11 protein-coding genes are annotated in these 12,063 nt (G+C 60.0%); all 11 read right to left on the bottom strand.

Annotation, left to right across the window (positions count from 1 at the left end):
* Positions 1 to 4: 4 nt before the first annotated feature.
* The 11 genes from flgC to sucC all read right to left on the bottom strand — a co-directional run bounded on the left by flgC (position 5) and on the right by sucC (position 11,792).
* Entirely contained in the window at positions 5 to 472 is a 468-nt protein-coding gene (gene flgC / locus BTUS_RS07425; protein ID WP_013075494.1) for a flagellar basal body rod protein FlgC, read from the bottom strand.
* A gap of 6 nt (positions 473 to 478) precedes the next feature.
* Positions 479 to 886 (bottom strand): flagellar basal body rod protein FlgB, encoded by a 408-nt coding sequence (flgB, locus tag BTUS_RS07420; protein WP_013075493.1) that lies wholly within the window; start codon positions 884 to 886, stop codon positions 479 to 481.
* Positions 887 to 1,010: 124 nt separating this feature from the next.
* On the bottom strand, positions 1,011 to 1,793 hold the full coding sequence (gene codY / locus BTUS_RS07415) for a GTP-sensing pleiotropic transcriptional regulator CodY (RefSeq protein ID WP_013075492.1): 783 nt from the start codon (positions 1,791 to 1,793) through the stop codon (positions 1,011 to 1,013).
* Between the two features lie 23 nt (positions 1,794 to 1,816).
* Positions 1,817 to 3,205, bottom strand: coding sequence for an ATP-dependent protease ATPase subunit HslU (gene hslU / locus BTUS_RS07410; protein ID WP_013075491.1), 1,389 nt, complete (start codon positions 3,203 to 3,205; stop codon positions 1,817 to 1,819).
* Between the two features lie 11 nt (positions 3,206 to 3,216).
* Complete coding sequence (hslV, locus tag BTUS_RS07405; protein WP_013075490.1) at positions 3,217 to 3,759, bottom strand: ATP-dependent protease subunit HslV; 543 nt, start codon at positions 3,757 to 3,759, stop codon at positions 3,217 to 3,219.
* A gap of 13 nt (positions 3,760 to 3,772) precedes the next feature.
* Positions 3,773 to 4,720 carry a tyrosine recombinase XerC gene (locus BTUS_RS07400; RefSeq protein ID WP_052300577.1) on the bottom strand — a complete coding sequence of 316 codons (948 nt, stop codon included), beginning with the start codon at positions 4,718 to 4,720 and terminating at the stop codon, positions 3,773 to 3,775.
* Entirely contained in the window at positions 4,717 to 6,036 is a 1,320-nt protein-coding gene (trmFO, locus tag BTUS_RS07395) for an FADH(2)-oxidizing methylenetetrahydrofolate--tRNA-(uracil(54)-C(5))-methyltransferase TrmFO (RefSeq protein WP_013075488.1), read from the bottom strand. The genes BTUS_RS07400 and trmFO overlap by 4 nt, the downstream gene beginning before the upstream one ends.
* 12 nt (positions 6,037 to 6,048) lie before the next feature.
* On the bottom strand, positions 6,049 to 8,178 hold the full coding sequence (topA, locus tag BTUS_RS07390) for a type I DNA topoisomerase (protein ID WP_013075487.1): 2,130 nt from the start codon (positions 8,176 to 8,178) through the stop codon (positions 6,049 to 6,051).
* Positions 8,179 to 8,403: 225 nt separating this feature from the next.
* Positions 8,404 to 9,558 carry a DNA-processing protein DprA gene (gene dprA / locus BTUS_RS07385; RefSeq protein WP_013075486.1) on the bottom strand — a complete coding sequence of 385 codons (1,155 nt, stop codon included), beginning with the start codon at positions 9,556 to 9,558 and terminating at the stop codon, positions 8,404 to 8,406.
* A gap of 141 nt (positions 9,559 to 9,699) precedes the next feature.
* Positions 9,700 to 10,617: a succinate--CoA ligase subunit alpha gene (sucD, locus tag BTUS_RS07380; RefSeq protein WP_013075485.1), complete on the bottom strand. Its 918-nt coding sequence runs from the start codon at positions 10,615 to 10,617 to the stop codon at positions 9,700 to 9,702.
* Between the two features lie 17 nt (positions 10,618 to 10,634).
* Complete coding sequence (gene sucC, locus BTUS_RS07375) at positions 10,635 to 11,792, bottom strand: ADP-forming succinate--CoA ligase subunit beta (RefSeq protein WP_013075484.1); 1,158 nt, start codon at positions 11,790 to 11,792, stop codon at positions 10,635 to 10,637.
* Between the last annotated feature and the right edge of the window lie 271 nt (positions 11,793 to 12,063).

Here is a 12,063-nt window from a genome sequence, read left to right as displayed (position 1 = left end):
CCCCCTACGCGCGGCCGAGGTCCAGGGCCTTGACCGCCATCATCTTCCCGGCATCGAGCGCGGTCACGTTCGCTTCGTAAGCTCGGGAAGCGGAAATCAGATCAACCATCTCCGTGGCCACGTCGACATTGGGCAACTGGACATAGCCGTACAACGGGCTGGCGGGGTTCTGGACCGCATCGGGATTCGATGGGTCGTACTTCAGTTGAAAGGGGCTGGGATCCTCGACGATGGCACTCACCCGCACCCCCTCCGGCACGCCGGTCCCCCCCGCCGATGCCAAGGCCGCTGCGAAACTGCCCGGGGCGGGCTGGGGCTCCATGACCACCATTCTCCGCCGATACGGTCCCGGCGTGCCGTCCGGCCTACGCGTGGTATCGGCATTCGCGATGTTGCCCGCAATGACGTCCATGCGCAGGCGCTGGGCGGACAGGCCGGAGCCGCTGATGGCGAACGTGTCTTGCCAAGCCATGAAATCTTACCTCCCATTCAAAGCGTACCGAAGCATGGCGAATTGGAGATTGACGTCCTGCAGCAAGGTCAAGTATTCCGTCTGGTTCGCTGCCAATTCGGTCATCTCCCGATCCATATCCACGTTGTTCCCGTTCGTGCTATAAACCGTTTGATCGTCCACCGTCGTCTCGGGGCGGACCTGAGACAAGGGCGGCGGCCCGATAATAAAATGGCGGGGATCGGTACGGAAACCGGCCAATGGGGCCGGCTGGGCTAACGCCTGGGCAAAGATGTCCTCGAACCGGACGTCCTGGCGATGGTAGCCCGGCGTATCGACGTTGGCGACGTTGTCAGCGATGAGTTTCTGACGGAGGGCCGTCGCATCCAACGCCTGAGGCAGCCACTGCATGGCGCCTGTGGAAAACAGTTGCATGCCTCACCCCTCCTTGACGAAAGTCATCATAAGTTTCGTCAGTCCGCCGGAGATTCCTGCTCTCCGGGGCAAAAAGAAAGCACCCTTTCGGGTGCCGGAATCACAGGAAGAGACGGCTGCGGGATTACCGGTTCTTCACGCGCTCCAACTCGGGGAGCAATTTATCGTTCAAAATCTTGATGTAGGTCCCTTTCATCCCCAGGGACCTGGACTCAATCACCCCGGCGCTCTCCAACTTCCGCAGGGCGTTGACGATGACCGACCGGGTGATGCCGACCCGATCGGCGATCTTGCTGGCCACCAGCAGGCCTTCTTTCCCGTCGAGCTCTTCAAAAATGTGTTCCACCGCCTCCAGCTCACTGTAAGACAGCGAGTCGATGGCCATCTGGACAATCGCCTTGTTGCGCATCTCCTCCTCCATCTCTTCGGAATGAGCCCGGAGAATCTCCATTCCCACCACCGTGGCGCCGTACTCGCCGAGCAACAAATCATCCTCTTCGAAAGCCTTGTTAAATCGGGCGAGAATCAAAGTTCCCAGCCGATCCCCGCCGCCGACGATGGGCACGAGGGTGGTGTACCGCTCCGGAAACAGGCGATTCATCTGCTCGGTGAATACCGCGAAGGGCTGGGGGTCGTCCACGTTGGGAGCTGAGCGCTCGTGGCGAAGCAGATAATCGTTGTAATCCAAAGGGAAACGCCGCTGCTGCACGATCTCGCTGTCGTTCACACTGCCCTCGAATTCGGACAGGATCCCGTAGCCCAGAATTTTTCCGGACCGGCTGACCACAAACACGTTGCTCTCGATGACGTCCCGCAGCACCTGGGCCATCTCCATAAAATCCACGTGCTGCCCGGCCGACCGCTGTAACAATCGATTGATCCGCCTGGTTTTGCTGAGTAGATCCATCTGTACATCCTCCTTACGCCCGGTTACAAAATGTACTGGCTCAAATCTTGATCCCCCGCGATGCTCGCCAACTTTTCATCCACATATTCGGGCGTTATTTCAATTTTGTCCAAAAATATGTCTGGAGCTTCAAAAAACAGGTCTTCCATCAATTTTTCCATCAGGGTGTTCAATCGCCGGGCACCGATATTTTCCGTCTGTTGGTTGACGGCCGCAGCCAATTCCGCAAGCCTCTGGACGGCCGCATCGGTGAACACGACGTTGACCCCCTCCGTGGCGAGAAGGGCCGTGTACTGCTTGATGAGCGCATGGCGAGGCTCGGTCAGAATCCGCCGAAAGTCTTCGGCACTCAGGCTGTGCAGCTCGATCCGGATGGGAAAGCGTCCCTGTAGTTCTGGGATCAAATCGGACGGTTTCGACATATGAAACGCACCCGCGGCGATGAACAGAATGTGGTCCGTCTTGACCGGCCCGTATTTTGTCATGACCGTCGAGCCCTCGACGATGGGAAGGATGTCCCGTTGCACCCCCTCCCGGGAAACATCCGGGCCATGGCGGTCTTTCCCGGCGATTTTATCGATTTCGTCGATAAAAATAATCCCCGACTGCTCCGCCCGGCGCACCGCTTCCGCCTGCACCTCGTCCATGTCGATCAGCTTTTGCGCCTCCTGCTGGGTGAGAATGTGCCGGGCTTCGCGAACCGTTACTTTGCGCTTGCGCTTTCGCCGGGGCAGGAACTGCCCGAGAAGATCCTGAATCTGCATCCCCATCTCCTCAAACTGTCCGGTCCCCCCCACGTCCACGAAGGGCAAGGTGCTGTCTTCAACCTCGATCTCGATCACCTGCTCCTCCAGTTCCCCGGCGGCCAAGCGCCTTGCCACCTCCTCCCGGCGGGCGCTGTCTTTCGAATCCGGTTCCCGGGGGCGGCTCTGCTCCTGGCCGGGGTTGAACAACATCTCAAGGGGGTTGCGAAACCCCGTGGGTCCATCCCCTTCATGAGCCAGGATCGCAATGAGTCGTTCTTCCGCCGCCTTGCGCGCCTCCAATTCCACCTCGGCCATCCGCTCCTGGCGCACCATGCGGATCGCCGTCTCCACCAGATCCCTCACCATCGAGTCCACGTCCCGGCCGACGTACCCCACCTCGGTGAATTTCGTCGCCTCCACCTTCACAAAGGGCGCGCGCACAAGCCTGGCCAGACGCCTGGCCAACTCCGTTTTGCCGACCCCGGTTGGCCCGATCATGAGGATATTCTTCGGTACGACCTCCTCCCTCATCTCATCAGGCAGCCGGTTCCGGCGATACCGATTCCTCAGAGCCACAGCGACGGCGCGTTTGGCTTCCCTTTGCCCCACGATGTACTTGTCGAGCTCCGCGACGATCTGTTTGGGCGTCAACTGGGCGTCCTCCATGGCCTTCCCTCCTATTCGAGCTCCTCGACGACGAATCGGTCGTTCGTGTAGACGCAGATCTCCGACGCGATGCGCATAGCTTCCAGGGCGATCTCCCGGGGCGACAGGCCCGCAGCGTGCCGCTTCAAGGCTCGCCCCGCCGCCAGGGCGTACACCCCCCCGGAACCCACGGCCAGGATCCCGTCGTCCGGCTCAATGACCTCCCCGCTGCCCGAGAGCAGCAACAGGTGCTCCCGGTCGCACACCACCAGCATCGCTTCCAATCGCCGAAGCACCCGGTCGGTCCGCCACTCTTTCGCCACGTCCACCGCCGCCCGGGGCAAATTGCCGCTGTGGCTTTCCAAGCTCGCTTCGAACCGTTCGAAAAGAGCCAGGGCGTCCGCCACCGAGCCGGCAAAACCGGCCAAGACTCTTCCCTGGTAAAGACGCCTGACCTTTTTCGCCCCGTGTTTCATCACGGTGGCATTGCCCATCGTGACCTGCCCGTCCCCCGCCATCACTGCGTGCCCGCGGTCCAGTATGGCAAAAATGGTCGTTCCATGCAACTGGGTCATCGAGACTCCCTCCTTAGGCCCGGGGATGAGCGTGGAGATACACCTGAAGCAATCGTTCCCGGGTGGTATGCGTATAAATCTGGGTCGATCGGAGGCTGGCATGCCCGAGCAATTCCTGAACCGCCCGGAGATCCGCCCCGGCATCCAGCAGATGGGTGGCGAAAGTATGCCTCAGCACGTGGGGACTGATCTTGTGATAGCCCGCCACCCGCGCCATGTGCCGGTCCACGATCCGGCGGACGCTCCGGTCGCTGAGAGCACCCCCGCGATAATTCAGGAACACTGGATCCCCGGGCCCCGGGCATGCTCCCGCCAGAGCCGGCCACCCCACCTCCAGGTACCGGGTTAAAGCCCGGGCCGCCGAGCGGCCAAACAGGACATACCGCTCTTTCCCTCCTTTCCCGTGGATCAGCGCCCGCCGACCGGCCATGTCGACATCCCCCACACGAAGGGCCACCGCTTCCCCCACCCGGACCCCCGTGGCGTACAGCCACTCCAACAAGGCCCGGTCTCTCTGTCCGAGAGCCGTATTCGGATCAGGCGACGCCAGGAGGTGGAACACCTCTTCAAGATCCATAAAATTGGGAATTCTCTTCTCCTGCTTGGGTGTCGCCACGGGTTCCAGAGGGCTCTCCCGCACTTCGTCCTCCCGAAGAAAAAACCGATACAACGTCCGATACGCGGACAGCATCCTCGCCACCGAGCGCCGGGACAACCCCCGATCCCACAGCTCCGCCAAAAAATCCCGGATCCGTACCGGGGTCAAGAGATCCCATCCGCCGATCCCCTGGTCCTGCATCCATTCGAGCAGCTGGCCGACATCGCCCATGTAAGCTCGAACGGTGCGTGGGGACAATCGCCGTTCGGACTCTAGATACACCCGAAATGCCTCCACAGCCCTATCGGCCCGGGAACAATCCGCCCCCACGGCTCTTCCCCCCTTTCTCGTGAACCCATTCATCCGGCGAGATTCAATCGATTCGCGCCCATAAAGGCGGCCAAAGTGGCCAAAGCCCGCTCGCTGGCGGCCAGATGTCGCCTGGCCTTCTCCCGAACAGGCGGATTAAGGGGCGGAAGCAGTCCAAACGTCGCATTCATGGGCTGAAAATTGTCGGGGTCCGCCTCGGTGATATACCGGGCGAGGCTCCCCATCGCCGTCTCCGGCGGCCAGGTCAACGGATCCTCTCCCCTGGCCAGGCGTCCCGCATTGATCCCCGCAATCAGCCCCGATGCGGCAGACTCCACATACCCTTCCACGCCGGTGATCTGTCCCGCAAAAAACAACGTCTTCCGCCGGCGGGTTTGATACGTTGGCAAAAGCAACCTGGGAGAATTGAGATAGGTGTTGCGGTGCATCACCCCGAAACGCGCGAACTCCGCTTCCTCCAGCCCGGGAATGAGGCGAAACACCCGGGACTGCTCTCCCCACCGCAGGTGTGTTTGAAATCCCACTATATTATACAGCGTCGCCGCAGCATTATCCTGCCTCAATTGCACGACGGCAAAGGGCCGTTTTCCCGTGCGCGGATCGACAAGGCCCACCGGCTTCATCGGTCCAAACAGAAGAGTTTGCCGGCCGCGCCTTGCCATCACTTCCACCGGCATGCACCCCTCGAAGTAGACCTCTTTTTCAAAATCTCGGAGCGGCGCCGTCTCGGCGGACACCAGGGCCTCATAAAACCGGTCGAATTCATCTTCGGTCATCGGGCAGTTCACATAGGCCGCCTCGCCTTTGTCATACCGGGATGCCACAAAAACTTTCTCCCAATTGATCGATTCCCGGGTGACCACCGGGGCCGCCGCGTCGTAGAAATAGAGATACGCTTCCCCGGTCCACCGGGCAATCGCTTGATGGAGTTTCTCCGACGTGAGCGGACCGGTGGCCACCACGCCAATGCCGGGCGGCAGCTCGGTCACCTCTTCTCGCCGGATTTCAATGAAGGGATGGGCTTCAAGCCGCTCCGTCACTGCAGCGGAGAATCTTTCCCGGTCCACAGCCAAAGCTCCCCCGGCCGGCACCGCATGCCGGTCCGCCTCCTCGAGAATGATCGAGCCCAGCCGCCTCATTTCTTCCTTGAGGAGTCCAACGGCATTCGTTAGAGCGGCTCCCCGCAAGGAATTGCTGCATACGAGTTCCGCGAAGCGGTCCGTGCGATGGGCGGGAGTCGAGACCGTCGGCCGCATCTCGTACAAACGAACGGGCACCCCCTGGCGGGCGATTTGCCACGCCGCCTCCGAACCGGCAAGACCCGCTCCGACAACCGTGACGGGATCCACCCTCACCCCTCCTCACATCGTTTCCACCGCTGACCTCCGCCCGGCGGAATTGCCCTTTTCGGCCTTTTCCAGTGCGTTCCCTTTAAAATCGCACTGGGGATTGCTGCATTGGACCGTCTCTTTATCCTTTGCTTTTCGAAGGACAAGGAGGCTTCCGCACCGGGGGCACTTCTCGCCAGTTGGACGATCCCACAAGACAAAATCACAGCTGGGATAGTTTTTACACCCGTAAAATATTCGCCCCCGCTTTGCCCGGCGTTCCACCAAATCGCCGCCGCACTTCGGGCAAGGCACCCCGATCGATTTGAGAATCGGTTTGGTGTTCCGGCACTCCGGAAATCCCGGACACGCGAGAAACTTTCCGAACCGACCGTGCTTATACACCATCCTCCGACCGCACTTCTCACAGATCTCATCCGATTCTTCTTCCTCCAGATGGACGTGCTGCATGGCCTGCTCGGCGAGATCCAATTGTTTTTGAAAATCCTGGTAAAACTCCTCCAACATCTCCACCCAATTGACCCGTCCCTCCCCGACCCCATCCAGTCGCTCCTCCATCTGAGCGGTAAATTCCACGTCGATGATCTCGGGGAAAAACTCCTTGAGAAGTTCCACCACAACCTCTCCGAGTTCTGTAGGAACGAAACGTCGTTCCTGCAGCAATACGTACCCCCTTTTCTGGATCGTCTCCAGGGTCGGCGCATAGGTGCTCGGACGCCCGATGCCGAGCTCCTCCATCGTTTTTACGAGACGAGCTTCGGTGTAGCGAGGCGGAGGCTGGGTAAAATGTTGTTTCGGCTCCAGAGCCGGCTCCGGGAGCTCCTGCCCCTGCCGCAGATCGGGCAGGTCGCGGTTCTCTTCGTCTTTGGCATCGTCTTCCCCTTCGACGTACAGGGTCATGAAACCCGGAAACTTCACTTTGGAGCCCGCAGCGCGAAACAAGACATCCCCGGCTTGGATATCCGCCGACACCGTATCCAGAACCGCCGGCGCCATCTGGCTTGCGACAAACCGTTCCCAGATTAACTTGTACAACCGATATTGATCCCGGTTCAAATAGGCCTTGATGGATTCCGGGGTTCGCGCGACCTCAGTGGGGCGCACCGCCTCGTGGGCGTCCTGGGCTCCGGAACGGGTCTGGTACTGTTTGACCTTTTCCGGGAGAAATGCCGCCCCATAAGTCTTCTCTACGTAAGAACGGGCTTGCTCCTGGGCCACCGGGGACACTCGGGTGGAGTCGGTCCGCATGTAGGTGATGAGTCCCACGCTGCCCTCTTTCCCGATCTCGAGGCCTTCATACAACTGCTGGGCCACCGACATCGTCTTTTGGGCGCGAAAATTGAGTTTCCGCGCCGCCTCCTGTTGCAGGCTGCTGGTTGTAAAAGGCGGCGCCGGATTCCGGCGACGCTCACTTTTACGCACCCCGATCACCGTGAAAGACTGGCCGGATATCCGAGCGAGGATCGCCTTGACCTCCTCTTCGTTCGCCAACTCCACCTTCTGATCCCCGACTCCGACGAATTTCGCTTCAAACGTCCGACCGTCGACTTTAAAGCGAGCCGTCAGGGTCCAGTACTCTTCGGGCTTGAACTCCCGGATCTCCTTCTCCCGGTCGCAAACCAGCCGCAGTGCCACAGACTGGACTCGTCCGGCGCTCAGCCCCTTGCGCACCTTCTTCCACAACAGGGGGCTAATCTTATAACCCACCAACCGGTCCAGGATCCGCCTGGCTTGCTGGGCGTTTACCAAATCCCGATCGATGGGCCGCGGATGAGCAAAGGCTTCTTGAACCGCTTGTTTCGTGATTTCATGAAAAACAACCCGACACGGCCCATCCGGGTTGACATCGAGATAGTTCGCCAAATGCCACGCGATCGCTTCGCCCTCCCGGTCCGGGTCGGCCGCCAGATACACCCGCTTGACTTTTTTACTGGCATCCCGGAGGGTTTTCAGTACGTCTCCCTTTCCCCGGATGGTGATGTAGTGCGGTTCAAAATCATGGGCAATATCCACCCCGAGCTTGCTCTTTGGGAGATCCCGAATGTGGCCCATGGACGCTTTAACCATATATCCTTTACCGAGATACTTGCCGATGGTTTTCGCTTTCGCGGGAGATTCCACAATGACGAGGTAATCTGCCACCGCATTCTCCCCCTTTCCCGCTGCAGGGTTCAGACAAAGGGATCGAAAGTCTGATCGCGGTTGCAACCATAGTACCACTCTCCTCCGAAGATATGCAACGCGCAGACATGTCCCGTTCCCTCTCCCACTCCCTGGCGGCCCCGGCCGGCGAAAACCACCCGCCATCGCCTTGATCGCCCTTTTCCGCGAAACCTCTTGGGGTCATGGGACGCCGGGAAAGAAAGGTTAACCGCGCCAAAAAGGAACAACCCCGTACAATCCCCCGGGTTCGCGGTAGATTCGCCCCGCGAGTTCTAAATCGGTGAGGACCCGGCTGATGTGTTCCAACCGGAGACCCGTTCGCCCGGCGATGAGGTCCGGCGTCCGGCACCCTTCCTCCAAGGCGGCCAGAACCCGCCGGGAATCTGAGTCCACCGTCCGGCGTGGAACCTGGTTCTCGATTTCGCCATCGGCCGAGGCAGCAAGCGCCGCAGGCCAATGTGGATACTCCGCCGCGACGTCATCGGGGCTCATCGCCGGTTTGGCTCCGTCCCGGATGAGGAGATTAGTGCCCCGGCTGGCCTCGATGGCCACGGACCCCGGAACCGCAAATACGTCCCTGCCCTGGTCCAGAGCATGGTCCACCGTCTTCAGGGCGCCACTGGTCGCCCCGGCTTCCACCACGAGGACGCCTTCTGCCAATCCGCTGATGATCCGGTTGCGAATCGGAAACAGTCCCGGCCGAGGCTGACAGTGGGGAGGCTGCTCACTGATCAGCGCCCCGCTGCGCGCCACCGCCGCGGCCAGAGATCGATGCTCCGGGGGATACAGGTGATGAAATCCGCCCGCCAGGACTGCAATGGTCCGCCCTCCCCCTTCCAGAGCCCCCATGTGGGCCAACCCGTCAATGCCCCGGGCCAAACCGGACACGATCACCACACCTCGCCTTGCCAAATCTGCACTCCACAGTCGGGCCACCCGCCGCCCCACCATCGTCGGACGCCGGGTTCCCACAACGGCCAAAGCCGGGAGATCGTCCTTCAGAACCCCGGGATTACCCACTCCGTACAATACCCAGGGAGCATCGCGGAGACTTCTTAGGCGACCCGGGTAATCGGGGTCCAAGAGAGTTGTGGTCCACATGGCACCATAGGGCGTCCACTCCTCGAGGTTCGCCCCCTCAGGTCCCCGGCGGCGGGCATCCACGATACGCCCGGCCAACATCGTCCCCCTTTGCCCCAGGCCCGAGGCAATCTCCACCTCAGATAGCGACCAGAGGCTGCGGAACGTGCCGAACTGTCTCTTCCAGACGGAGAGCGTCCCGGGCCCCACCCCCTCCACCCGCGACAGGGTTAACAGTGCTGCCCGCTCCTCCCGCCACTCATCCGAACCTTCTCTCAAACCGCCACCCCCACCCCTTGTCTCTCCCTAGCTCCATTCGACAGGGATTCGGGGGGCTCCCTTTATTTAAAAATGTCAAACCGCACACAAAAAAATAATCCCCCCTGGAAAAGGGGGTGATTCAACCGCCGGGGACCGTGGTCAACGAGTTTGCTGGACCGCGGTCTGACACTTCTCGAGCAGGCCCCGTTCTTTCAACACCTCGACCAAAGTTTCCCCCATCTGGGCGGGCGTCGGAGCGACGCGAACGCCGCACTCCTTCAGCTTCGCAATCTTTTCCGCCGCGGTGCCCTTCCCGCCGGAGATGATGGCCCCGGCGTGGCCCATGCGCTTGCCTTTGGGCGCTGTGGCGCCGGCGATAAACCCGACCACCGGTTTTTTCATGTTGGCTTTGATCCACTCCGCCGCCTCTTCCTCCGCCGTGCCTCCGATCTCGCCGATCATGATCACAGCCTCGGTCTCCGGATCCTCATTAAACAGCTTCAACACATCGATAAAATTCGTCCCGTTCACCGGGTCGCCACCGATGCCTACGGCGGTCGACTGCCCGATGCCCCGGGTGGTCAGCTGGTGGACCGCCTCATAGGTAAGCGTTCCACTCCTGGAGACCACTCCGACGTGGCCGGGCCGATGGATGTAACCGGGCATAATCCCAATCTTGCACTGATCTGGAGTGATCACCCCGGGACAGTTGGGCCCGATGAGCCGCGTCTTCCGGCCTTCCAGATAGCGTTTGACTTTCACCATATCGAGCACCGGAATGCCTTCCGTAATACAAATCACCAGCTCCAGCCCCGCATCCGCCGCCTCCATGATCGCGTCGGCAGCAAAAGCCGGCGGCACGTAAATCACCGACGCGTTTGCCCCGGTTTCCTTGACCGCCTCCGCCACCTTATCGAATACAGGAACCCCTTCGATTACCGTGCCGCCTTTGCCCGGGGTGACGCCGGCCACAACCTTCGTCCCGTACTCCAATGCTTGTTTTGTATGAAACAATCCCGTAGAACCTGTAATCCCTTGCGTCACGACCTTGGTATTCCGGTCGACCAGGATGCTCATCTTCGTCCCCCCCGCCATCAATGAACCAGCGATACGATTTTCTCCGCCGCGTCAGCCATCGAATCGGCCGGCACGATTTTTAAACCGGACTCTGCCAAAATCTTTTTCCCCAACTCCACGTTCGTTCCTTCCAGCCGCACCACCAGCGGCCGATCGAGCCCCAACTGCCGCGCGGCTTCCACAACCCCGTTTGCAATCACGTCACATTTCATGATGCCGCCAAAAATATTGACCAAGATCCCTTTCACTTTTTCATCCTGAAGAATAATCTTGAAGGCTTCGGTAACCTTTTCGGTACTCGCCCCTCCGCCGACATCGAGAAAGTTCGCCGGCTCTCCCCCGTAATACTTGATGATGTCCATCGTGGCCATGGCCAATCCGGCCCCGTTCACCATGCACCCGATGTTTCCGTCCAGTGCAATATAGCTCAAGCCAAATTTCGCCGCTTGTTGCTCGCGGGGATCCTCTTCATCGGGATCCCGCAACTCCAAAAGTTCCGGGTGGCGAAATAAACCGTTGCTGTCAAAATTGAGCTTGGCATCCAGGGCCAGGATGTTTCCGTCCCCGGTCACCACGAGTGGATTAATTTCCGCCACTGAACAGTCTTTGTCGACAAAAGCTCGGTAAAGTCCAGACATAAATTGAACCGCCTTGTTCACCAGCGGTTTCGGAATATGGATCGCATAGGCCAGTTTGCGGGCTTGGAAGGGCATGAAGCCAACCGCCGGGTCGATGGTCTCCCGGACGATCTTCTCCGGAGTTTTCGCGGCCACTTCTTCGATCTCCATGCCTCCTTCTTCCGATGCCATGATGACAACCCTACCTGTTGCCCGGTCCACCACCAGTCCTATGTAATACTCCTTCTGAATATCGGTCAACTGTTCAATCAACAATCGCTTAACCACTTTCCCCTCAGGCCCGGTTTGGTGGGTCACCAGAGTGGAACCGAGAAGCTGCTGGGCATACTCCCGAACCTGTTCCAGGGATTTCGCCACCTTCACGCCGCCGGCCTTCCCACGCCCGCCGGCGTGAATCTGCGCTTTCACAACCGCTTTGCCGCCAAGACCTTCGGCGATCCGGACCGCCTCTTCGACGCTGAAGGCCACCTGCCCCTGGGGAACGGCGACTCCGTACGTTTTGAGGATCGCTTTACCCTGATACTCGTGAATGTTCATTCATGGTCCCCCTTTACGACAAAATGCCCGGGAGAGCGGCCCGCCGTTCCGGCCGGCGCGGGCAGCTCTAACGCGTTTGCTGCTCACATTCATGCCGAATGCGTCTTTGGCACAGATCGCAGATATACGCGCCCCCCTGCTTGGCGATCTGAAGTTGGTCCGCCTGCTTTTCGGACACGACCGAAGCTTGCCCACACAACAAACACCGGACCGTGTATTCACTCACGGCGATCGCCTCCACGCCAAAGGTTCACTTCCGGCACTTAGTATG

Origin of the sequence: Kyrpidia tusciae DSM 2912 (assembly GCF_000092905.1) — a bacterium.
Taxonomy (GTDB): domain Bacteria; phylum Bacillota; class Bacilli; order Kyrpidiales; family Kyrpidiaceae; genus Kyrpidia; species Kyrpidia tusciae.
This window is presented reverse-complemented; position numbering and strand designations above follow the sequence as displayed.